The 24110-nt window shown below is 43.0% G+C and carries 21 protein-coding genes, 1 tRNA gene and 1 pseudogene; 14 read left to right on the top strand and 9 right to left on the bottom strand.

All coding sequences use genetic code 11. From position 1 onward, the window contains the following. Positions 1-8 precede the first annotated feature (8 nt). On the top strand, positions 9-788 hold the full coding sequence (locus CHJ_RS05375; RefSeq protein ID WP_317917062.1) for an NYN domain-containing protein: 780 nt from the start codon (positions 9-11) through the stop codon (positions 786-788). A gap of 134 nt (positions 789-922) precedes the next feature. On the opposite strand, the pseudogene CHJ_RS24095 reads toward CHJ_RS05375, so the two are convergent. The 3 genes and pseudogenes from CHJ_RS24095 to CHJ_RS05365 form a co-directional block, all read right to left on the bottom strand. Beyond that, positions 923-1092 (bottom strand): annotated as a pseudogene (locus CHJ_RS24095) (tyrosine-type recombinase/integrase); the annotation flags it as partial. 146 nt (positions 1093-1238) lie between these two features. Further along, a tRNA-Ser gene (locus CHJ_RS05370) sits at positions 1239-1326 on the bottom strand. Continuing rightward, complete coding sequence (locus CHJ_RS05365; protein ID WP_317917061.1) at positions 1305-1532, bottom strand: hypothetical protein; 228 nt, start codon at positions 1530-1532, stop codon at positions 1305-1307. The genes CHJ_RS05370 and CHJ_RS05365 overlap by 22 nt, the downstream gene beginning before the upstream one ends. A 231-nt stretch (positions 1533-1763) precedes the next feature. On the opposite strand from CHJ_RS05365, the gene CHJ_RS05360 reads away from it, so the two are divergent. The 11 genes from CHJ_RS05360 (at position 1764) to CHJ_RS05310 (ending at position 14215) form a co-directional block, all read left to right on the top strand. Next, the gene (locus CHJ_RS05360) at positions 1764-2393 is read left to right on the top strand and encodes a response regulator (RefSeq protein WP_171752997.1); all 630 of its coding nucleotides are present in this window, start codon (positions 1764-1766) and stop codon (positions 2391-2393) included. Beyond that, positions 2390-3997 carry a signal transduction histidine-protein kinase/phosphatase UhpB gene (gene uhpB, locus CHJ_RS05355; protein WP_171752998.1) on the top strand — a complete coding sequence of 536 codons (1608 nt, stop codon included), beginning with the start codon at positions 2390-2392 and terminating at the stop codon, positions 3995-3997. Before CHJ_RS05360 ends, uhpB begins: the two co-directional genes overlap by 4 nt. A 73-nt stretch (positions 3998-4070) precedes the next feature. Next, positions 4071-5402 carry an MFS transporter family glucose-6-phosphate receptor UhpC gene (uhpC, locus tag CHJ_RS05350; RefSeq protein WP_171752999.1) on the top strand — a complete coding sequence of 444 codons (1332 nt, stop codon included), beginning with the start codon at positions 4071-4073 and terminating at the stop codon, positions 5400-5402. A 424-nt stretch (positions 5403-5826) separates the two neighbouring features. After that, a complete protein-coding gene (locus tag CHJ_RS05345) occupies positions 5827-6864 on the top strand; it encodes an ABC transporter substrate-binding protein (RefSeq protein ID WP_171753000.1) in 1038 nt (345 codons plus the stop codon). A 171-nt stretch (positions 6865-7035) separates the two neighbouring features. Then, positions 7036-9135: an ABC transporter permease gene (locus CHJ_RS05340; protein WP_171753001.1), complete on the top strand. Its 2100-nt coding sequence runs from the start codon at positions 7036-7038 to the stop codon at positions 9133-9135. An 18-nt stretch (positions 9136-9153) separates the two neighbouring features. Then, entirely contained in the window at positions 9154-10209 is a 1056-nt protein-coding gene (gene fbpC / locus CHJ_RS05335; protein WP_171753002.1) for a ferric ABC transporter ATP-binding protein, read from the top strand. Positions 10210-10400: 191 nt separating this feature from the next. Further along, positions 10401-10772, top strand: coding sequence for a GntR family transcriptional regulator (locus CHJ_RS05330; RefSeq protein ID WP_317917060.1), 372 nt, complete (start codon positions 10401-10403; stop codon positions 10770-10772). Beyond that, positions 10769-11623 carry an ABC transporter ATP-binding protein gene (locus CHJ_RS05325; RefSeq protein ID WP_317917059.1) on the top strand — a complete coding sequence of 285 codons (855 nt, stop codon included), beginning with the start codon at positions 10769-10771 and terminating at the stop codon, positions 11621-11623. Before CHJ_RS05330 ends, CHJ_RS05325 begins: the two co-directional genes overlap by 4 nt. Then, on the top strand, positions 11623-12462 hold the full coding sequence (locus CHJ_RS05320) for a hypothetical protein (protein ID WP_171753005.1): 840 nt from the start codon (positions 11623-11625) through the stop codon (positions 12460-12462). Before CHJ_RS05325 ends, CHJ_RS05320 begins: the two co-directional genes overlap by 1 nt. A gap of 311 nt (positions 12463-12773) precedes the next feature. After that, positions 12774-13484 (top strand): hypothetical protein, encoded by a 711-nt coding sequence (locus tag CHJ_RS05315; protein ID WP_317917058.1) that lies wholly within the window; start codon positions 12774-12776, stop codon positions 13482-13484. Between the two features lie 197 nt (positions 13485-13681). Next, the gene (locus CHJ_RS05310) at positions 13682-14215 is read left to right on the top strand and encodes a type II secretion system protein (protein ID WP_317917057.1); all 534 of its coding nucleotides are present in this window, start codon (positions 13682-13684) and stop codon (positions 14213-14215) included. 153 nt (positions 14216-14368) lie between these two features. On the opposite strand, the gene glpC is transcribed toward CHJ_RS05310, so the two are convergent. From glpC to glpA, 3 genes are read right to left on the bottom strand one after another with little or no spacing between them, the layout of a single operon-like run. Beyond that, a complete protein-coding gene (gene glpC, locus CHJ_RS05305; protein ID WP_317917056.1) occupies positions 14369-15586 on the bottom strand; it encodes an anaerobic glycerol-3-phosphate dehydrogenase subunit GlpC in 1218 nt (405 codons plus the stop codon). Then, on the bottom strand, positions 15580-16911 hold the full coding sequence (gene glpB, locus CHJ_RS05300; RefSeq protein ID WP_317917055.1) for a glycerol-3-phosphate dehydrogenase subunit GlpB: 1332 nt from the start codon (positions 16909-16911) through the stop codon (positions 15580-15582). The genes glpC and glpB overlap by 7 nt, the downstream gene beginning before the upstream one ends. Further along, positions 16908-18557 carry an anaerobic glycerol-3-phosphate dehydrogenase subunit A gene (gene glpA, locus CHJ_RS05295; RefSeq protein WP_317917054.1) on the bottom strand — a complete coding sequence of 550 codons (1650 nt, stop codon included), beginning with the start codon at positions 18555-18557 and terminating at the stop codon, positions 16908-16910. The genes glpB and glpA overlap by 4 nt, the downstream gene beginning before the upstream one ends. A 314-nt stretch (positions 18558-18871) precedes the next feature. On the opposite strand from glpA, the gene glpT reads away from it, so the two are divergent. Beyond that, complete coding sequence (glpT, locus tag CHJ_RS05290) at positions 18872-20251, top strand: glycerol-3-phosphate transporter (RefSeq protein ID WP_171753011.1); 1380 nt, start codon at positions 18872-18874, stop codon at positions 20249-20251. 313 nt (positions 20252-20564) lie between these two features. Here glpT and CHJ_RS05285 read toward each other — a convergent pair whose 3' ends face one another. Continuing rightward, on the bottom strand, positions 20565-21332 hold the full coding sequence (locus CHJ_RS05285) for a DeoR/GlpR family transcriptional regulator (RefSeq protein ID WP_171753012.1): 768 nt from the start codon (positions 21330-21332) through the stop codon (positions 20565-20567). A 94-nt stretch (positions 21333-21426) separates the two neighbouring features. Next, positions 21427-21876: an L-alanine exporter AlaE gene (gene alaE, locus CHJ_RS05280; RefSeq protein ID WP_171753013.1), complete on the bottom strand. Its 450-nt coding sequence runs from the start codon at positions 21874-21876 to the stop codon at positions 21427-21429. Positions 21877-22196: 320 nt separating this feature from the next. On the opposite strand from alaE, the gene CHJ_RS05275 reads away from it, so the two are divergent. Beyond that, a complete protein-coding gene (locus CHJ_RS05275) occupies positions 22197-22766 on the top strand; it encodes a UPF0149 family protein (RefSeq protein WP_171753014.1) in 570 nt (189 codons plus the stop codon). 144 nt (positions 22767-22910) lie between these two features. On the opposite strand, the gene nadA is transcribed toward CHJ_RS05275, so the two are convergent. Next, positions 22911-23975, bottom strand: coding sequence for a quinolinate synthase NadA (gene nadA, locus CHJ_RS05270; protein WP_171753015.1), 1065 nt, complete (start codon positions 23973-23975; stop codon positions 22911-22913). Positions 23976-24110 lie beyond the last annotated feature (135 nt).

Here is a 24110-nt window from a genome sequence, read left to right as displayed (position 1 = left end):
TATCAATTTTGATTGATATAAGTTCCGAGAAAAAGATAGCGGTATTAATCGATGCCGAAAATGCACAGTACTCTGTATTAGATTCTGTTTTAAAAGAACTTTCCAAATATGGACATATTCTTGCAAAAAAAGCCTACGGCGACTGGAGTTCAGAGCATTTAAAGAATTGGAAACAAACGTTAAATGAACTAGCAATTAACCCTATACAGCAGTTCTCATATACTCAGGGGAAAAACTCATCAGATGCTGCGATGATAATTGATGCTATGGATTTACTATATTCGGATAAATTTGATGCGTTTGCGCTAATAAGTAGTGATAGCGACTTCACCAAGCTAGCATCTCGGCTTAAAGAGTCAGAAATATACGTTTTTGGTGTTGGCGAAAAGAAAACACCAGTCGCTTTCAGAAATGCTTGTGATGACTTTATGTACACTGAAATACTCAAGGAGCGATATGCAATTAAAGATGAAGCTGCTTCAATATCTTCTGAAAAGCCAAAGCTATTAGACTCTCGTAGCGTGCGCAATAAACTTCGCCAAGATACTAAACTTTTGAATATCCTGCGTGGTGCTGTTAGCGAATACCAAGATGAAGATGGGTGGTCATTCTTAGGTCATTGCGGTAGTTTAATAAAAAGGCAATACCCAGACTTCAATTCTAAAAACTATGGCTTTAACACGTTAAGCCAACTTATAGAAGCAACTGAACTTTTTGAGATTGATCGCAGAGATACAGGCACAGGAGCAGTTCATATTTACATAAAAGATCAACGTAAAAATGCTTAGCTCACCCAAAAAATTAGACAGCCATGTAAAACGACATGGCTATTAATTTACCTGTTGCTATGTAATGGTGGGATACAAAATCACCCCACAGTCTCATCGCTATAGTTACTCTGCCACTCTATCATTTTACGTCAACGTTCCAGATGTTCTGTACGGTTATAAGCTGAGCAAATAGTGTTGCGCTTCTGGTGAGCTAAAGCAGCTTCAATAATGTCGAATCAAATCCTTTCTCATTTAACGGAGTGCTTGCCAGAGAGCGCATGCCGTGGGCTGTAGTCCTTGACTTAAAGGCAATATGACCAAGTGTATGACATTTAAAACCGATTTAGTGTATATCTCCCAATCAGGGTTTTATGAGACAGGCTGAGACCAAATGAGATGATAAGCTATTGATTTAACTATATTACAGGCACAAAAAAAGACGTCCTAAGACGTCTTTTTTCAAGAATGTGGCGGTGAGTGAGAGATTCGAACTCTCGATACGTTGCCGTATACACGCTTTCCAGGCGTGCTCCTTCAGCCACTCGGACAACTCACCGTATTTTGATGCTGCTTGGGTAAGCAACGAGGCGCTAATTTAATGATTCTTAGTGCCTTGGTCAAGGAGAAAAGTAGTAAAAGCGCAACTTTTGCGTTCAACTGCTTATAAAATAACTTATTTGCTCGCTCTTGTGCCTCTTTACCGTTAATTGACGCGTCAATGGCGTTTGCTGACGGCTCAAAAGGAATGTCGACAATTGTCACACCTCACAACGGCTTTTTTGATAAAAGCTATTTCTTCTGCGACTATTGGCCTCCTCAACTAACTCCTAACTGTCAATATTACAACTGCATCAATGCTATCCGCTTTTGCTAACGCGGTTAATGGCTCTCTTTCTAACACTATGAAATAGGTGGACTATTCTGCCTCTTATCAGTGAAGTTGTATTGTATCTGGGTAGTAGTTGACTGTAGTAATCAACAAGGAAATAACCAATGATATCTGTTGCCCTAATTGACGATCACGTTATGGTTCGCTCTGGCTTTGCCCAGTTGTTAAGTGTGGAATCTGATATAGAGGTAATAGGTGAATACAGCTCCGCTAAAGAAGCGTTTAGCGCTCTAGCCTCTGTGCCAAATTTAGATGTCGCCGTTATTGATATCTCTATGCCAGACGAAAGCGGCCTCTCCTTACTTGCCCGTTTAAAACACATTAAACCCGAGTTAAAAGCCATTGTATTAAGCATTTACGACTCCGCTTCCTTTGTGAGTAAAGCGATTGATGCGGGCGCACTAGGTTATTTATCTAAACGATGTGGTCCGGGGGAGTTAGTTACGGCCATCCGCACTGTCGCCAATGGTGATCGTTACCTCTGCGCAGACGCTCTATTTAATCTGAGTAATGCCGGAACGCCACCAGCGGTACTGAACGACTTAACGAAAAGAGAAAGAGAGATCTTCGATTATCTAATTCAGGGCAAAGATGTAAAAGAAGTGGCCTTTGAACTGTCGCTAAGCCATAAAACGGTTCATGTTCATCGTGCCAACGTGCTTAGTAAACTAGCACTGTCGAACAATGTTGATCTTATTCGCTTTGCCATTAAAAACAAATTATTACCAGAATGAACAGCCAAACGGAAATGGTTGCCAATCGAGTGTTTGTCAGCCTGTTTACCTTCGTTATTTATGCTATCACTTGGTTCTGCTTATGGGGAATAAGTGGCTATCTGGTGTCCGATATCCATGTAGCAGGGCTATTTTTGCCGGTTGGTTTACGCTTAGCGGTGCTGCTGATTATGCCAATACGCCACTGGTGGGTGGTGCTGCTGAGTGAGGTCTGTATTGCCATCAGTATCATTAACTCTATGGTGTTTAATCCAATAGACTTTTTGTTGATACTGGCTCCGTTTATCTCTTATGCGTTAATTCGTCCTCTTCAATCTTGGTGGAAACAGCTAGAAACCTATTGGCAGCAGCTATTGGCGCTGCTTGGTTTTGTGGTTCTCAATGGTCTTTTGCAGGCGGCCGCCATATTCTTATTGAGTAAACCGCTTGCTCTCTCGATCACGATAATTTATAGCTGCACAGTGGCAACCATTACTGGCGGTATTATCCTTGCTCCGTTTTTTTACCTGCTGCACGACTACTTAAACCGCAAAGTCTGGGTGCCTTTATCGCCAACTCTTATCCATAAAGAAGTGACTCTTCGACCCTCAGCATTTTTGTGGATGATGTTGTTCTTCTGTATTGGCTTAATCGCCGAGCTGAGTTTTAAACAGCAGATGGCGTCATTGCTGCTGATTGTGGTGTTGCTACCTAATATTTTTATGGCTTATCGCTACGGCTGGCAAGGTGGAGTGTTGGCTGCGGTGATGAACAGCATACTGCTTACTTTAGCCAAAAAAGTGATGGGATCTTTTACCACTTACGAAGAGATGCAGCTGTTCTTAATCACACAGGCGATTGTTGGTCTAGGTTTGGGGATCGCCATCAGCCGCCAACACTTACTGTCAGAGAAACTAAAACGGGTCAATACCGAGTTAGCTTATGAGCTAAACAGCAAGCAAAACCTCACTCGACAGTTGGTGCATGTTGAAGAAGACATTCGCAAGTCCGTCGCTCGCGAGCTGCATGATGAGATTGGTCAAAACATTACCGCCATACAAATCCAAGCAACATTAGCCAACCGTATTGCCAACGAAGACCAAACCAAGAACATCGCTAATGCCATCAACGACCTTGCCTTTCAAATTCATAGCGCGACAAGGCAGCTATTAACCCAGTTACGTCCCCATATTTTAGATGAACTCGGGCTAGAAAGTGCCTTAAAACAACTGGCAAATGAGATGAAGTTTGCAGAACGCCATGTTGATTTTCAGCTCAATATTGGTTTTAACACGGAGCTGTTAGACGAGGTCACTTCGGTAACTTTATACCGAATCGTGCAGGAGCTGTTAAACAACGCCACCAAACACTCTGACGCCAACGAAGTTCACCTTACCCTTTTGCCCGGTGCGATCTTTAGTATGGAGTATCGCGATAATGGTATTGGCTTGCCTAACCATTGGCGAACAAAAGGCACCGGTTTAAAAGGGCTAGAAGAACGAGTAACCGCCTTGGGTGGCAATATCACCATTGATGGCACTAAGGGAACACGCATTGTTGTGACGCTTCCTACTAAAGTTGACAACGAAAGAGTCGACAACGAAAAGTCCAACAGCGAAGAGTAACGCTGAAGTTAAATTGATTGTTAGGTCTATTCCCAGACAAGTTTATAGAGCGTATTTATAGAGGACAGGCAGTATGCTTGGTTTTATTTCTCAAAAGCAGCCAACAGAAAAAATCACCGATAAAGAGAGCATAGACGCGACTTATAAGTATTGGCGTCTGCATTTGATGCTTTCTATGTATGTCGGCTATGGGGTGTTTTATTTTACGCGTAAAAGCCTCAACTTTAGCATGCCGGTCATGCTGACGGATCTCGGTTGGGAACCGTCCGATATCGGCGTTATTGCCACCGTTTATTATGTGACTTACGGTACCTCCAAGTTTATCTCCGGCATGATCAGTGATAACTCAAACCCCAAATTTTTTATGGGGTTTGGTTTAATCGCAACCGGAATCGTCAACGTCCTATTCGGTTTTAGCTCTTCCCTTTCGATGATGATTGTCTTATGGATGCTGAACGCTTTTTTCCAAAGCTGGGGCTGGCCCGCATGCGCAAAGCTGCTTACTAGCTGGTACTCGCGTTCGGAACGGGGGTTTTGGTGGTCCATATGGAACACCTGTATTAACGTCAGTGGTGCTTTGCTGCCTATTTTAATTGGCTATATAGCCATTACATGGGGCTGGCGTTTTGGCTTTATTGTTCCCGGCAGTATCGCCATTGTGGTGGGGATAATTCTGACCTTCCGCATGCAAGATAAGCCCAATACCATTGGCTTACCGACTGTTGGGGACTGGCGAAATGATCCGCTGGAAAAACAGCAAGAGAGCGAAGGAAAAGACCTCCCCTTTAAACAGATTTTAAAACGCTACGTGTTGGGCAATAAATACATCTGGCTATTATGCAGCTCTTATTTATTGGTTTATGTGGTAAGAATTGGTGTAAACGATTGGGGCAGTTTGTATCTGGTCGAGCGCCATAATGTCAATTTGCTTACGGCCAACACTGCGGTCTCTATGTTTGAGGTGGGGGGATTCTTAGGTTCTTTATTGGGTGGCTGGGGATCGGATAAATTCTTCCACGGTAACCGAGCACCGATGAACTTAATATTTGCACTGGGTATTTTTATTTCCGTTGCGGCACTTTGGCTTATGCCTTTAAACAATATTTTTGTCTTATCCGGTTGTCTGTTCTCTATTGGCTTTTTTATATTTGGCCCACAGATGATGATTGGCATGGCCGCGGCCGAATGTTCGCATAAAGATCTGGCGGGCACCGCAACTGGCTTTGTTGGCTTGTTCGGCTATTTAGGCGCAGCGCTGGCTGGCTACCCACTCTCAATCATTATCGAACAGTTTCAGTGGGAAGGCTTCTTTACTGCGATAACACTCGCCGCAGCGGCCGTTGGTATGCTGCTGATTCCTTTTCTTAAAGCACAGCAGCGAAACAGTGAACCCCGTTTAAGCTAACGCCTTCTCACACAGTTGTTCCCCAATGGCAAAAGGAGACTAACTGAAAAAGGTGACCAACTCCGCAATGTTGTGTCGCCTTTAATGATTCATTTAACAGTACTTTTGTGAGCATTCTCCCAATCGTAACCAAAGGTACTGAAAACTAGGAATTTTTCCTAGTTGGCTAAAAACCTGTCTCACTCTATTCCCGTTCTGTTTTCTTATTATGCACTCTACCCAACAGCATCTGTGTGCCATTTAATTGGCCATCACCGATGAGAATACTCTACTGAGTCGTTTCATTATCTGGATGTTGGTTAGTAACCAGATATTGGTAAAAAGACTTAACTATAAAAATGGGTCACAAAGAAGTGACGCCGACTCAATATATGAATGTTTTACTTCGACTATTGAGTTAATACCAATAAAGAGGAAACAAAAGATGAAAGGTAATATTAAACGCCATCTACTCGCCGCATGTATCTTAGGCTCTACTGCTTTTGCAGCGCCACAAGTTATGGCTGAAGGTCGTTTGGTTGTTTACTGCAGCGCAACAAACGCAATGTGTGAAGCAGAAACAAAAGCATTCTCTGAAAAATACGATGTTAAAACATCTTTCGTACGTAACGGTTCTGGTAGTACGCTGGCAAAAATCCAAGCGGAACGCAAAAACCCACGTGCTGATGTATGGTATGGCGGTACTTTAGACCCTCAATCTCAAGCTGGCGAAATGGATCTTCTTACTCCATATAAATCTGCACAGCTAGACAACATTATTCCTGAGTTTAAAGATCCTGCAAAACGTAAAGGTAACTACTCTTCTGCGGTTTATATGGGCATTTTAGGTTACGGTGTAAACACAGAACGTTTGGCAGAGAAAGGCTTGGCGATTCCTCGCTGCTGGGAAGATCTGACGAAACCAGAATACAAAGACGAAATTCAAATTGCGGATCCACAAAGTTCTGGTACCGCTTATACCGCTCTAGCAACCTTTATCCAACTTTGGGGTGAAGAAAAAGCGTTTGAATACTTTAAACGTCTAGACAAAAACATTTCTCAGTACACTAAATCAGGTGTGACTCCATCTCGTAACTCAGCTCGTGGCGAAATCGCTATCGGTATCGGCTTCTTGCATGATTACTCTCTAGAGCAATCTCAAGGCGCTCCTTTAGAGCTTATCTCTCCTTGTGAAGGTACTGGTTATGAAATCGGTGGCGTGAGTATGATTAAAGGCGCACGTAACGAAGAGAATGCCAAACTGTTTATTGATTGGGTACTGTCTAAAGAAGGTCAACAACTTGCTTGGCAAAAAGGTAAGTCTTTCCAAATCTTAACAAACGTTGATGCTGAGCAGTCTCCTTATGCTCTAGACCCTAAAAAACTTGATCTTATCGACTACGATATGAGCACTTACGGTGCATCAGACACTCGTAAACGTCTCATCAAGAAGTGGGTAAACGTTGTTAAAATGGGCAACTAAGCCATTCAATATTCAGGCTATGTATGAAGGCTCCAATCTTCTTATCACACTAGCCTGAGTATGAATCGAGCGGCGCTTCGGCGCTGCTCAATCTCCACCTTAAATTTTTTTTGAGGGCTAATTATGTTAGCTCTTAGGTTTCTTTACACTAAATTTTGATTGGTGAATATCATGTCTCAATTAGCAGCAGAGTCAGACTTGAAAAAACGCCTTGAAGATAAGCCACATCGTGACCATATCTTCTATTGGATAATGTCGATTGTCGCCGCTTTCATCCTGTTACCGACTTTCTCACTTGATTATGGGTTACTCGACTCAACGTCTGATGAATTTTTGCAAGCAATGGCATGGAGCAGCACCAACATTGCGTGGCTTTGGTTTGGGCTACCTCTGGTTCTTCTTGTTCGTCCTAAGTACGCTTTGGACAAGTACCATAAATCTCGACATAAGTTTGATATCGGCTATTCCCTGTTTTGTATCCTATTTATTATTGCCTCATCTGCGATAACGGGACATGGTCTGGGTTACTCCACTATTTTCCTTTTTGCCGCGCTCGGCATAGTGCTAACACTTGCATTGGCTCGTTTAGAGTACTTAGGCGGTGACTCGTTTGTCATCGGCTCTTTAGTTACCATTATTGGCTTAATTTCGGCCTTTATTCTTTACCCAAGTATCGCCATTTTTATCCCGATGTTTCAGGACGATATGGGCAACTTTGTCGCTTGGCAATTTATTGAGATTTTATCTCAAGCGCAAATTATCCAAATTATCGGTAACTCCATTCTATTGGGTTCATCCGTTGGGGTGACTGCAACGTTCTTTGGGCTTATTTTTGCTATCTACTCAACTCGTATTGCAGAGAAGTCGGCTTTTATCGCCCGTATATTCTCAATTCTACCGATAGTTACCCCTCCTTTTGTGGTTGGTTTGGGTGTGACCTTAATGCTCGGCCGTTCAGGGTACATTACTGAATTTATGGCGGAGTGGTTTGGTCTACAACAGACAAACTGGTTATACGGTTTTACTGGTATCTGGATGGCTCAGGTACTGGCATTTGCACCTATGTCCTTCATGATCTTGGATGGTGCGATGAAATCACTGCATCCATCGTTAGAAGAAGCATCATATACTTTGCGTGCTAACCGCTATCAAACCTTCTTTGGTGTGGTGATGCCTCTGCTTAAACCGGCACTGGCTAACTCCTTCCTAATTATCTTTGTTCAGTCACTTGCGGACTTCAGTAACCCGTTAGTTCTCGGTGGTAGCTTTGATGTTCTCGCCACACAGATCTACTTTTACATCGCAGGTGCTCAGCTAGATTATGCGTCAGCAAGTACCCTTGGTGCCGTATTGCTGCTGTTCTCTTTGGCTATTTTTGTTATCCAATATATGTGGATAGGCAAACGCTCTTACGTGACCATTTCTGGTAAATCTTACCGCGGTGATGTGCAGCCGTTACCAAACAGCTTACGTACATTTGTTTCCGTAACTCTATATGGTTGGATGGCGTTTAACATTCTACTTTACGGCAGCATTGTATACGGTAGCTTCACTGTTAACTGGGGTGTGGATTATTCACTAACATTAGCCAACTACATCAACCTATTTGGTATGGGCTTTGGCGAAGGTGCATGGCCTTCATTGATTAGTACCATGACCTACGCAGGTATCGCGGCGCCAATCACTGCCACCTTTGGTTTACTGATTGCGTATATCGTTGTTCGCCAGCAGTTCCACGGCAAAAAAGTGGTGGAATTTGTCACCATGCTCTGCTTTGCCGTACCGGGTACAGTAGCGGGTGTTTCGTATATCTTGGCCTTTAATGATGCGCCTATTTACCTAACGGGTACCGCTGCGATTGTGGTTATCTCTATGGTGATGAGAAACGTTCCGGTTGGTATACGTGCCGGAGTTGCTGGCCTAGGTCAATTAGATAAATCCTTAGACGAAGCGTCGCTCAGCTTACGCGCCAACTCGTTTAAGACCATTATGTTTATTCTTATTCCACTGCTTCGTCCTGCTATTTTATCCTCGTTGATTTATAGCTTTGTGCGCGCAATGACGACGGTAAGTGCCATTATTTTCTTGGTCACACCTGAAACACGAGTGGCAACCTCATACATTCTAAACCGAGTAGAAGATGGTGAGTATGGTATTGCTATCGCGTATGGCTCTCTGCTGATTTTCGTCATGTTAGCCATTATTTTAACCTTCGACTATTTTGTCGGCGAAGCCCGAATTTCTCGTTCAAAAGCCAAGAACCAAGAATAAGTATTGGAGAAAAAGAAAATGAAAGATAACAGTTTTGTAGTGCTAAAAAATGTATGCAAGCGCTTTGGAGACAATACGGTCATTGGCAACCTTGATCTGGAGATCGAAAAAGGCAGTTTGGTGACACTATTAGGCCCTTCAGGTTGTGGTAAAACCACGGTGTTACGTCTGGTTGCCGGGTTAGAAAAACCCACCAGCGGACAGATATTTATTGATGGTGAAGACGTGACAAATACCTCGATTCAACATCGTGATATTTGTATGGTATTCCAGTCTTATGCTCTGTTTCCTCATATGTCGTTATATGAAAACGTGGCTTATGGCCTCAAGATGATCAGGCTGCCTGCTAACGAGATCAAACAGCGCGTTGAAGAAGCGTTGGATCTGGTGGACTTAAGCAACATGGGTGACCGTTTTGTTGACCAGATTTCTGGTGGTCAACAGCAACGTGTGGCATTGGCACGTGCATTGGTATTAAAGCCAAAAGTGCTACTGTTTGATGAGCCACTAAGTAACTTGGATGCCAACCTGCGTCGTAGCATGCGCGAAACCATTCGTGATCTACAACAGCGCTTCAATATTACCTCACTTTACGTGACTCACGATCAGGCAGAGGCGTTTGCGGTATCTGATACCGTTATCGTCATGAAAGATGGTGAGATAATGCAAGAAGGCTCGCCAGATGAGCTTTATCGCTCCCCTGCTTCTATGTTTATGGCGAACTTCATGGGTGATGCCAACATCTTCACAGGGGACTACCGTAATGAAACGCTGACCATTAATGGGTACCCGATCCCAGCGGATTCTGCGGTTGTTGAAGGCTTCCCTGAAGGTGACTACCAGATTGGCGTTCGTCCAGAAGCCATTCTGTTAGCAGGAGAAGGCGAAGCGTGCCAACAGTGCCAAGTAAAAGGCATTGTGTATATGGGCTCGATGTATGAAGTGGCGGTTAACTGGCATGGGCAGGAGTTGTTGTTGCAACTTAACTCGTCACAGTTTGATCCAGAGATTTCCGATCACGCTTACTTAACCATTAACCCAACCGGTATCTTCTTGCTACCAGCTTCGGCTTAGTCGTTGTTACCAAAGCATAATTAATAGTCCAAATGGCGGTTACCTTACATTGGTAACCGCCTTTTTTCTCTCCCCGCCTCTCATCATTTCTGTTACCGACAAAAATAACGGTTGCAAATTTTCACCACTGGTATAGTGTTATACTATTATATAACACCAAACATTCTATTCACGCAATTTAAGAGGACACTATGACGGACTGGCACAATAATCAGCCCATTTTTCGTCAGTTGAGTGAGCAGATAACCGATCAAATTTTGCAAGGGGTTTGGCGAGAAGGTCAGGCTCTACCCTCAGTAAGAACCATCGCGGCTGACTTAAAAATCAATCACCTCACGGTGATGAAAGGTTACCAGCTACTGGTTGATGAAGGCTTGATAGAGAAACGACGCGGTCAAGGTATGTTTGTTGCTCAAGGGGCACTCATCACTTTAAAACAGAAACAAAAGAACGATTTTTTACAGCATCAAATTCCAATGATTGCTACAACCCTTAAACAGCTCGATATGTCACTAGGCGATTTTATACAGCAATTAGAAAAACAGATATCAGGTGAACAATGAAACCACTCGTTAGTGTTAACAATGTTTCAAAAAGCTACGCTCAGAAGAACGCGCTACACAGTACCAACTTTACGCTGCATGCAGGGCAAGTCCTAGGCTTACTTGGCCACAATGGTGCAGGGAAATCGACCTTAATTAATGCCCTGCTTGGTGCCCATCATTACCAAGGTGACATTGATATTAATGGTTTCCACCCCATTAAACATCATGCTCAATTGATGGAACAGCTGGCTTATATCTCGGATGTCAATGTTCTACCTTCGTGGATGAGTGTGGCTCAGCTGCTGAAGTACACCTCTGGTGTGCATCCAAGTTTTGATATTGAGAAAGCGAAGCAGACCTTAGCCAATACCGATATTAAGCTGTCCAGTAAGATTGGTAGCCTATCTAAAGGGATGAAGGTTCAGCTTCATTTAGCGGTGGTCATCTCTACCGATACTAATGTATTGATCCTTGATGAACCTACGCTAGGGCTTGATCTTCTCTATCGGGATACTTTTTATCGCCATCTTCTGCAATGGTTTCATGATGGTGAGCGGGCTCTTATTATCACCAGCCATGAAGTTGCTGAGATCGAGCACCTGCTTACCGATGTGTTGATCTTGAAACAGGGCAAAACGGTATTACAAGAGAGCATGGAGAACATTCAACAAAACTACTTTATTCTGGATGCTGCCAATGGCCACAATGCCGCTATTTCTGCATTTCAGCCTCTTTCTAGTCAAGCGGGGCTTGGCACAACCAAGTGGCTATTATCCGCTGAATATCGTGACCAAGTTGAAGGGCTTGGGGAAATACAGCAAGCGAGCCTTGCGGATCTGTTTATTGCACTGCAAAGAGAGGGTGAATAATGCACGCCAGTTTATATATGTTGGAAAAAGAGCTGATAGAGCACAAGCTTGTCACTCGCGTACCCGCTTTTGTATTTGCCTGTTTGTTACTGGTATTTGCCAGCTTCGCATTCCAGTCCGGCGAGAACGTTAGTTATCAAATGCAATTTAGCGGAGATATTAGCCAATCTCTGTCTGTGGATGTCAGTTTGCTTATTGCTTCTGCCAGCGGCCTTCTGTCGCTGCTGCTTACTGCCCTTTATATTCCCAAAACATTACGTAAAGAACGCCAAGAAGGCAGCGCTATGTTTTGGCGTAGCATGCCTGTCTCATTCCAAATGACTCATGGCGTTAAACTGGCCTTTGGTTTAATTGTTATTCCGTTGATCTGTTCGTTATTGGTATTGGCTGCCAACATAATGCTATGGACAATGAGCGCCATGATGGACATTCCTCTCGCGCACATGTTTGAACTCGGCTCGGTTGTCGACATTGTTTTAAACTGGCTAGATTATCTGTTCAGGATGCTATTGGTTGCGCTGGCAATACTTCCGCTAGCTTGTATTGCGTTAATGGTTTCTCAATTGGTTGGTTCCCCTATATTGGTGATGATTGTCGCCAGTTATGCCATTAAATGGTTATCTATTTACCTTGTTGGCTTTTATGGTTTTAGCCAGTTTTTTGATGCCATCGCCTCGTTACCTATGTCGGTATTTTCGAGCCACCCTTTTAGTGGCTTTATCAATGCGGGGGTTGTTCACTTGACTCTCTATTACCTGTGCGGTGCCATCGCCCTTGGCTTGAGTCTAAGACTGAGCCGAACCAACGAAGTCTCCTTGAAAACACTATTTAGGGGCTGATAGTTAGCGGCTGGTGTTTAGTAATGGTTTTTTAGCAACGGGTATTTAGCAAAGAATAGCGCTGCGACAACCGACCCAAGTAACCGGCTCAAGGATGAGCCTGTTGTTATTGACCTATTGTTAATTACCTATTGTTAATTAGTAAATGGGCATTAAGGTAAACAAGAAGTCGTATCACTGAAGCGCCACGATAAAAGCCCTGCATTATCAGTGGCTCTGTAGATCATGAGTTATATCGAAAAATAGTTCCATTTTACTTTTAATCACCCTACAACGTAGTAAACTCACAAAAAACGTTAACTGATGAACCAATGAAGATTTTTATAGCTACTACACTGTTTTACTTTAGTTTTCTCCTTTCTCCAGCCGTAATAGCGATGGAGAAAAACAGTGATGTTGCTGTAGATAAAAAGCCCCCTGCTAAGGCAGCTTTTCGCACTAAAAACTGCAAGGCGAACATTGAGAAAAAAGCCAACGATGTAATTTATACCGTTGGAAATGACTGCTCATTTCATAACTTTGTTACTCTTGTCTTACTTGATTACTGCACAATGAATAAGGCGGCAAATGTCACCATAACCAATGGTCACTCTTCTCGCTCATACACCATCAATGAAGCTAACTGTCGCAAAATATACTCTGCTCTCAATATCACCACGGAAGCAGAAACAAGCAAAGTAGCATCTTCAACAGAGCCGACATCTCGCCATTCCTCGGCAACGGTCAACGCACCAGTTGTCTCAAGCCAACCTGTCAACAAAGCGGCGATTACTCCTCCTCCAACTGCGCCAGAGAAGAAACTGCAAGGAACACACCTTATCCAATTTTATGCCGGCAACAACCGCCCGAATATGGATAAAATAACCTGCAAGACGACTAACGCTTCCCTTGTTTTTCTCGGCAACAAATATTATGTCATCTCTGCGCCTTTATCCTACGACAACGCGAAAGCTGAACTTAAAAGACTGAAACGTTCATGCAACTCAAATGGCTGGATTCGCTCTCTAAGTACGGCTGAGTAATCGCTATAGAAACATTCGTTATCTTATTGATTATCAAACAGCTATCACATTAATAAATGGCTATCTGGTATCATTGTTGAATATGTTTTAGAGTATTTATCCTATAAAACCATTGGGTTAATAATAAGTAATGAGAGCTCTCCCCTCTTATTGCATCTTGTTTGCTATACAAAATAATCGTCAGAGATAACATCAATATGAAGAAACCGCGTGGCTTTACCCTGATTGAACTTGTCGTTGTGATCGTTATTCTTGGAATTTTAGCGGTTACTGCTGCACCTCGCTTTCTTAATATGTCATCGGAAGCAAATACCGCTGCAATTCGTGGTTTGTTTGCCTCTTTTCAAAGCTCAGCGCAACTTGCTCATTCAAAGTCTGTTGTTGATGGTAATGACAGCCAGCCAACGTCTACCATTACACTTGATGGAAAAAGCATAAAGATGGTGTACGGCTATCCTGAAGCTTTTACCGGTATAGTTGACGTTAACCATTTAGGCGACGTTGCCGGATACGGAAGTCAAAACAAAAACAGTGAACATGACTGGGTAACCCATCTGTTAGGGCGCACCTATGACGGTGAAAGTCGTAATACTATCTCCATCGCCTCCGGTGCTCTTGTGGGCGATCCGAACTCAGTAAAAAGTCCTGAACAGACCAAATGTTTTGTCTATTATTATCAAGCCACCAAAACATCGGCGGCACATGTCGCCATAGACACAAGTGGATGTTAATAGAGCTTGATGTGGGTTTATGGCCCTCTGTTTAACTGTTTTCAATTCACAGATAAATAATCTAAACCAGAGAGTTTCAAATCAAAAAAAGCCGGTCATAGGACCGGCAAGATATCTTAAGGGAGGGTTTTTTACGTTTTCCAACGATATTTATTATTCAATATCAATGGCTTCTGCCAGAAGAGAGACAGGGTGAATACACTCTAAATCTGTATTCTCTTCAATTTGCCATTTACAGGTTTCGCAATCGGTAATGGCTAAATCCGCTTTTTCAGAGGCAATTTGACGGAACAGGCCGCTACCAATGGACATGGATGCGTCATAATTCTCTTCTTTAAATCCATACGTTCCCGCAGATCCACAGCACTCACTATTTAATACCACCAGTTGTATGCCAGGAATCGCTTTAAGTAATTCAATGGTAAACATGGTATTGCCACTTCTCTCTAAGTGACACGGTGTGTGATAAACCACTTTTTTATTAATTGGTTTCATTTTCGGCGTATTGCCGTTCATAAACTCTTTTAACAGATAACGAGTGATAAACTGTATTCGATCAGCAACACGCTCATTATTGACGCCAAGCACGTGTGGGTACTCATTTTGTAACGTAAATGCGCAAGTCGATGAGGTTGAAACAATATCACGCTGATAGGTTTCTACTGACTGCTCCAATTGCTTGACGTTAAATTTGGCATTCTGCTGCGCTTTTTTATGAAAACCATTTGCGATTAACGGAACACCACAACATTTTTCACTCTCTAACAGGTGTAAACCTATATTCATCCCATTGAGCACCCGAATAAGATCTTTACCTAATTGTGGGTGGTTATAGTTAACATAACAGCCATGAAAAAAACTCACTGAGCGTTTAAAGCCCGACTGATCAGGGCAGTGTTTTTTATACCATCGACGAAATGTACCATGGGAATATTTCGGCAGTGCTTTATGGTCATGAACTCCCACTGTTTTATGCATGATTTTTTTAACAATCGGCATGCTCGTCGCTGCGTTAACCAGAGGAGCAACGGGTGTCGCCAGTGAACCAAATAAGTCTGTATGGCTAAGAACAAAGTCACGCACTGTTTTTGGGTTTGCTTCTAACTTACCGTACTTACCTCTGGCTACCGCTATAATATCGCCAATTCTGACATTAGACGGACAAGCTGTTTCGCAGCGCTTGCAGTTGGTGCAGTACTTTAGAACATCTTCAAAATACTGTGGGTCTTTAATTCTTAAACGCTCCCCATCTGGCCCACACTGTTTGGGGCCCGGAAAGTCAGGATTTGCTTTTGCTACCGGACAGTAGACGGTGCAAACTGTGCATTTTATGCACTGGTCAAAACTGGTATCGTTCGCTACGTCTAACATTGGCCAATCTCCAGCATCACTTTGTTATTGTCGTTTTGTGTGATTTTGTCTGAAACAAAATAAGCTGTGGAGATGGCGACACCACCACCAGAGCCTTCCGAGACAGGATTGTAGTGGGCTAATATGGAACCACAGCAATATAGATTATCAACGGTTTTTCCCTTTAATCGAGGTTGAAAATGAGCATTTGTTTCAACACCAAAAGAGATAAACGCGTGAGAATTAGGCGAGAAAAATTGTTCATCATGCCAATCGTTACGTGAGCCCGTCGCGCAAATATCCAAACCAAATACCGGCTCGATAATTTCATTATGTCGCGCTTTCAAGCCATTACTGAAGAAGCTACCACTGGCCAGCACAAAGGCGTCCGCCGTTAATGCATAGTCACGTAAATTCTTGGTCCAAATTGATGTCAGCTTCAAGCCGTGCTCTGTCTGCGAAAACTCACCTTCTGTTACGCAATCGCCTTTTAGCAACACGCCACCCAATTTTATAAACTGTTTCTCTAACGTCTCTTCTAAGCGAATCCCCATCAGAGACGGAGGCATGGTGGGCACTTCATGGAAGTTTAATCCTGTGTATATCTTTAGCCTTTGCAACGTCTCTAACCCATCATTAGTTCCCAGAATTGCAGGGATGATCACCAGATCTTTCGCCGTCGCACAACTGCCAATTTGGTTAGCAAAGTTGAAGAAATCTTGATCATTGCTGAGCAACTTAGCGAAATCGGTAGAACGATAGTTATTGGTATGCTGCGTTTGGTTTTGCTTATTTTCCAATGAAATAGTCGCACTAACCATGGGTGTGTTTTTAAATAGAGGGTTGGCGGTTAAGTTATCTGCCACCACATTACTTTGGAAATCACGGAAACCCTCTATGGATAGGATAACAACCCTTTCAAACTGATGCTGAGTGGCGTTGTAGCCAATCTGTTCAACAAAGGGCTGAGACAAAAAGGTACTTTTTAGCGTGCCTAGTGTGGTGATGCGTTGATGGTTTTCGTTATCTTCTCGTTGTTTTAACGCCAGTCCAGCACCGCTCATCATTTCGGTAAACCAGTTGATAGCGTTAGAGACACACTCTCCTCCCACTTTGGCAAATGGATGTTCAGGATATTCGTTAGCAAATCGACTGATCGCTTGAAAAGGGGCTCTAACTGGCGTGCCTGAAGGCGTCACCGAAAGCAGTTCAACAGAGCCTGATGAGAAATGCAGCGCACTTCTACCGTTATTGATGATTGCAGTTTTATAGCCTTTTTCTAAACAGCGAATAGCAGAAGTATATCCCGCCATACCGCCACCAATAACAATCACATCATATTTCATTTTTTCTCTCCTGTTTCAACAGGCGCTTTGCTCGCTGTGGTATTGGATGCACCTAACAGCCCTTCATAAATCCAGTAGCTAAACTCTGCTTCGCGCAATGCATCACCCCAAAGAACAGGTTTGGTTCCTTTCCACCTCTCTTCCATAAAGTCCACCAGTAACTGGCTGCATTCGGTGCCATTCATATCACCGAATTCATTAAACAGACCCGCCGCTCTATAGGTACAGAGCTCACCTTGGCAAGGCCCCATACCCAAACGAGTACGACGACGAAGATCTTCTATGTTTTTCACATCCAGTTGTTTAACGGCGTACTCAACTTCTCCTGCGGTCACCATCTCGCACTCGCAGATGATCGACTGGCTTTTTTTGTCATCTTTCAAAAATGAAAGAGCTCTTTCACCATGACGATATACCGCAGACTCGTACACTGGCTTGGCAATACTGGCATTACGCTTAGGTGGCTTTTGCTGTTCGTTAGACCCTGGTAACGGGCGAGAAGCGGTTGTACAAGGCGTATTGTTACCCAGTTTATTCGCCACAATGTCGGTAGCTTGCTCTGCCATTAACCGATAAGTCATCAGTTTGCCACCAGTGATGGTGGTTAAACCGTTAAGGCCATCTTTTTCTGCGTGGTCGAGCAATACAATGCCGCGGCTTATATTTCGTCCCGATTCATCGCCATCGACGGCGATCAATGGACGAACCCCTGCATAGGCTCTTAGTACTCGGGTATTTTGCATGATCGGAGCGAGTTTGGCGCCTTCTTCGAGCAGGCTATCAATCTCACTTGGTTTAATCTCTAGGTTATTGATCTGGTCATACTCTATCTGCTCAGAGGTGGTACCAATGAGAGAAATCGTATCACCGGGAACGAGAATATCGGCATCAGAAGGTTTTCTGCAGCGGTTAATCACTAAATTGTTGATGCGATAATCTAAAATTAACAACGACCCTTTGGCCGGGAACATCTTGATACTGAGATCGGCATACTCACAAATGTTTTGTCCCCAAATGCCTGCCGCATTGATCACTTCTCTGGCATATATCTCATACGCATGGTGAGACTGTCGATTGAAACACCGAACACCAACAATGGTGTCACCTTCTCGAATAAGAGACGTCACCGTGGTATGTGTGAACAATCGAGCGCCGTGTTCTTTTGCATCTAACACGTTTGATGCGCATAAGCGAAATGGGTCAAGCGTTCCGTCAGGTACTTTTATTGCACCTAACATGTCTGGATTTGCGTTAGGCTCAACCTTCAGAGCTTCTTTAGTGGTTAGCTGTTGTGTCTCGATACCTGCGGCACTACAAGCAGTAATAAATTGCTGCTGAAAGCTAATGTCGTCTTCCGGAAGAGTAATAAAGAGGCCACTGGTATCTTCAACACAATGACGAGCAATGTTTTTTAAAATACGGTTTTCCTGAATACACTCTTTTGCGGAGTGAGGATCCGTCACGGCATATCGCGCCCCTGAGTGAAGCAGCCCATGATTCCGTCCGGTGGTACCTGAGGCTATATCTCCCTGCTCTAATAAGATGCAGTTGATACCTCTTAACGCACAGTCGCGCATAATTCCGGTACCCGTCGCGCCTCCACCAATAATAACAACTTCTGTCTCAAATCGAGTATGTGTATTCATAACGCGCTCAAATATGGTTAATTACTCTTCTAAACGAACATTTTCGCTTTCGTTTATATTCTAGTAAAAGATGAACGAACATTGCAACGTTTATTATTGTCATATTTCTGTAACGAATTTAATAAATTTTAACATACAAAAATTAGCCATTAATACTATTAAGTTACATGTTTACTAGTCATTTAATATTTTTAGCCGTGAAATAAATAAAGTGAATCTAGCTCGCAAATTTTATTTTTCAGTAAGGCATAATTTGCTCGTTCGAACATATACAGTTCGTTTACATCCAATAACTCTAATATAGGTCATTCATAATGTTTGGTATATTTAAGCCTAAAGCTCATATTGAGCGCCTACCTGAGGGTCAAATTGACTCTAGCTATACGCGCCTCAGATGGCAGCTATTTATGGGAATCTTCTTCGGTTACGCTGGGTACTATCTTGTAAGAAAAAACTTTAGCCTCGCAATGCCGTTTCTTATTGAGCAAGGATTTACTCGTGGTCAATTAGGTGTAGCTCTTTCTGCTGTATCTATTGCTTATGGTTTATCTAAGTTCTTAATGGGTAGTGTTTCTGATCGCTCTAATCCTCGTTACTTCTTAAGCTTTGGTCTATTAATGTCCGCCGCTGTAATGTTCTGCTTTGGCTTTATGCCTTGGGCAACTGGCAGTGTGACCGCGATGTTCGTTTTGCTATTCCTGAATGGTTGGTTCCAAGGCATGGGCTGGCCTGCGTGTGGTAGAACCATGGTGCACTGGTGGTCACGTAAAGAGCGTGGTGGCTTAGTTTCTGTTTGGAACGTTGCACATAACATTGGTGGTGGTTTAATTGGTCCTATGTTCATCTTGGGCCTATGGCTATTTAATGATGATTGGCACACGGCATTTTATGTTCCTGCATTCTTTGCCACTCTGGTTGCTATTTTTATCTGGTTCACTTTACGTGATACACCTCAATCTTGTGGTCTTCCTGCAATCGAAGAGTACAAAAATGACTACCCTGATAACTACAGTGAATCCAACGAAATAGAGATGACAGCGAAAGAAATTTTCTTTAAGTATGTCTTCAACAATAAGTTGCTTTGGTCTATCGCTATTGCTAACGCATTTGTATACATGATTCGCTACGGTGTACTGGATTGGGCTCCAACTTATCTTTCTGAAGCAAAAGATTTCAGTGTAGATAAATCTTCTTGGGCTTACTTCTTGTACGAGTGGGCTGGTATTCCAGGAACACTACTGTGTGGTTGGATTTCAGATAAATGGTTTAAAGGTCGTCGTGCTCCAGCTGGTATCCTATTTATGGTACTAGTAACAATTGCGGTACTTGTATACTGGTTTAACCCTGCGGGTAACCCTGGTATCGATATGGCGGCATTGGTTGCTATCGGTTTCTTAATCTATGGTCCTGTAATGCTTATCGGTTTGTACGCTCTAGAGCTAGCACCGAAAAAAGCAGCAGGTACTGCGGCGGGTCTAACTGGTCTATTTGGTTACCTAGGTGGTGCGGTTGCGGCTAACGCCGTGCTAGGTTACACCGTTGACCACTTTGGTTGGGACGGCGGTTTCATCCTTCTAACAGCGTCTTGTGGTATCTCTATCCTATGTCTTGCTTACGCATACTTCGGTGAGAAAAAATTCCATAAAGAAAAAGAAGAGCAAGAAAGATTAGAAGAAGCAAACGCTTCAGCATAATCTCACTTCTCCCTACATAATCAAAAGCTACTATATTCGCTATAGTAGCTTTTTCTTTTTCAGGGCCGAAAAACAGTGAGGCTATTTATTGGGGGCAGCTATACTGATTCTTGCCGTAGAATGACTATGCCTTCAAATCAGTGCCTTGATCAGCAGCCAATACATTCTCGCTGAACAAGCACCTTGAGGTCACTTGATTATATGACTAGCGGTTTACGAAAGGACATAAAAAAGCCCTGATCATTGCCAGAGCTTAGTCTTCTAATTCAGTTTCCCATTAACGCGTTTTACGTTAAATCAGAGCGAACTCAGGCTATAAGTTCACTATTTCAATGATGGTATCACTCTCTTCCAGAATGGACGCCAACGGCTCTGGCGGAGCTTGATCAGTAATCACTAAGTTAATTTCCTTTAGGTTACCCAGTTTTACCATAGCATTACGACCAAATTTCGAATGATCGACACCAAGAATGGTTTGGCGGCTATTCTCGATGATGGCCTTTTTCACTCTTACTTCATGGTAATCAAAATCCAGTAACGAGCCATCAAAATCGATACCACTGATGCCTAAAACACCAAAGTCTAGTCTAAACTGAGAAACGAAATCTAGCGTCGCTTCACCCGTTACACCACCATCAATATTTCTAACTTCTCCACCGGCGAGTATGACTTTAAAATCACTGCGCTCCATCAATATGGTGGCGACATTGATGTTGTTGGTTACCACCCTTAAATCACAATGGCTAACCGTTAATGCACGAGCAACGGCTTCGGGAGTAGTTCCAATATCAATAAACAGCGTTGACCCATTTGGAATATGTCTCGCTAAGGTAGCACCTATTTGTTCTTTCTGCTTCGGGTGCATCACTTTTCGGTTGTTATAACTTGAGTTTTCGGAGCTGGATGAGTTAGTTGCCCCCCCATGGGTACGGCGAAGTTTATTCTCTTCAGCCAACTCATTTAGATCACGACGAATTGTTTGAGGGCTAACATTAAACAACTCAACTAGTTCGTCGGTATTAACCTCTCCATTTAGTTCAACAAGACGTACAATCTCATTGTGTCGCTGTTCTGCTTTCACTACTGTTCCTTCATTATGAAATTTTTAGTTAACTAAGAAATAGTACACCTGTGTCTATTTCAATGCCAATTAATTCCACAATATACTCAAGCAGCTATACTTGCTGATAATATCCCGGTACGCGAAACCAGCGACGACACACATCAAGAAAGTAACCGTAAAGTACACCCAGTACGCTAAACATAGCGATGCTACTCGTTACTGCAGCAATAATCTGCTCCTCACTCGCTCCAACTACCATCAAAATAGCGATATAAACAGGAGACTGAAACGCAACAAATGCAAAAAGGTCTGCGCCATTTTTCATTAATCGAGTTGTCGATAGTTTTGCCGCCAATTTCATTATCTTATCTCGAAATATCCCATACGGTAACGCGATCAAAATATTAACGGGTATGGCGAGTGTGCGTGATGCTAATGAGGTTTCAAAACTTATTCCTGAGATAACCACTTCAGTAATCATTCCTGTCACAAAGCAGAAAACCACCATTGCAAACATGTCTGCTGCGACATTTCTAACGCTAAAAGGACTGCGCGCTTTCATTCTTCACTCACCACCGATATATTTAACTGCATAATATGCAAATAGCCAAAACATTTAACTGGGTTTGTGATTACTACCCAGTCACATGCGCTATTAAAACAGATTTATAGCAGTTTTAAATTCCATTTTTCAACATTTGTTTTGAATTTTTCACTATATTTGAATTGAGAACCAGATAGATTCACTACTTTGACTGATCGATTACAGTTAGATATACCGTCAAAAATTTGTGCTAAGAATGGTTTTTTCTCTTACGCCGAATGAAGAGTGGCTCATGCTTATGCTAGAATCGAATTAATATTCACTCATGGATTAACACTTTGACCTTACAACAACTACTTGAGCAACCAGAACTGCAAGACAAATTACTGAGCGAAGCACAAACCTATGGTTTTGTTACTGCGATGGCAGCAGCGCCAAATGTATTGGATCCGACTGAATGGCTACCGTTTTTATGGGGAGGTGAAGAGATCGCCCCTTTCCAAGAACCGGCACAATTAGAAGATTACGCAGATTGCATTATTGCGATGTGGAATAAAGCTCGCCCTGCCCTACTTGAAGGCACTTGGCAGTGGCCAGAAGGGTGCACGCTCGATGAAGAAGAGATTGTCTCTTCAGCAACAAAAGAGTTTACTGAAGGGGCATTACAAGGCTGGCAGTTGGCGAGAGATGACTGGGAAACATTGATGCCAGAAAATAGTGAAGATAATGCCTTACTTGGCGGTGTGATTCTTTCATTAAGCATGTTGTTTGATCCTGAAACATCATTAATGACATTAAAAGAGCACGGTATGGAAGGATTGGAGCAGTTTGAAGAGATTTACAACGCGATTCCAACCATGTTGTGTGGTTTAACTCAGCGTGGAGTTACGTTAGCAGAGCAGCAATAGTTTTCACTTGTTTTAGCATAATACGAACAATAAAACGCAGTTAAATAAAATGGCCACACTGAATCAGTGTGGCCATTTTTTAATTTAACTTCATTTAACCTTTTTCTCATTCGGCTAAATGTCTAATTGAAAAAAGTGACGCGGCTATGCGTTACCTTTTACTTGCAATTGCAACTGTTCGGCAAAGTCCAGCATTCTATTAAGTGGAATGAGCGATTTCACTCTTATCTCTTCATCGACAAAAATTTCGTGTTCGCTTGCCCCTTCCGTTAAGGCATTTTCTATTGCTGCTAATCCGTTCATTGCCATCCAAGGACAATGAGCACAACTTCTACATGTGGCTCCTGCGCCAGCAGTAGGAGCTTCCATTAACTCTTTCTCCGGAACCAACTGCTGCATCTTGAAGAAGATACCTTTATCTGTCGCAACAATAAGCTTTTTGTGCGGTAACTCTTTCGCCGATTTAATCAGTTGGCTGGTTGATCCCACCGCATCTGCCAGCTCAACAACTGAGGCTGGTGATTCAGGGTGAACAAGAATCGCCGCGTCTGGATGCTGGGCCTTCATATCTTTCAATGCTTTCGCAGAAAACTCATCATGAACAACACACTCCCCTTGCCACAGCAGCATTTCTGCACCGGTTTTATTGGCAATATAGGAGCCTAGGTGACGATCGGGACCCCAGATTATTTTGCTATCTTCTGCATCAAGATGGTCAACAATTTCTAAGGCGATACTTGAGGTGACGACCCAGTCGGCTCTCGCTTTTACTGCAGCAGACGTATTGGCGTACACCACTACGGTATGATCAGGGTGAGCATCACAAAACTCGGTAAACTTGTCCGCTGGGCAACCCAAATCTAGTGAGCATTCCGCTTCAAGGTTCGGCATTAGAATGGTTTTTTCAGGCGTTAAAATTTTGGCCGACTCTCCCATAAAACGCACACCTGCAATAATCAGAGTGCTGGCGGGGTGACGGTTACCAAATTTAGCCATCTCCAAAGAATCACCAACAAAGCCTCCTGTACTTTCAGCTAATGCCTGTATTTCAGGATCAGTGTAATAGTGGGCAATCAGTACCGCATCTTTCTCTTTGAGTAAACGAGAGATGTTTTCAACGTGAGCACTCTTTTGCTCATCTGTAAGAGGGATCGGTTTTGCAGGAAAGGGATATACGGGTGTTTCAATCAAATCAAGTATGTGACTCATTGCTCTTGCTCTATGCAACTTCCTATAATCCGAGCATTGTATACCCAATTTAAACAAAACTTAACTAGATTTAAGTATGAGATAGGGTCAGAGCAACGACTGCTGCTACTGGCCCTATTTTTAATTGGTGATCAA

Origin of the sequence: Vibrio sp. MACH09, from assembly GCF_033238805.1 — a bacterium.
Taxonomy (GTDB): domain Bacteria; phylum Pseudomonadota; class Gammaproteobacteria; order Enterobacterales; family Vibrionaceae; genus Vibrio.
This window is presented reverse-complemented; position numbering and strand designations above follow the sequence as displayed.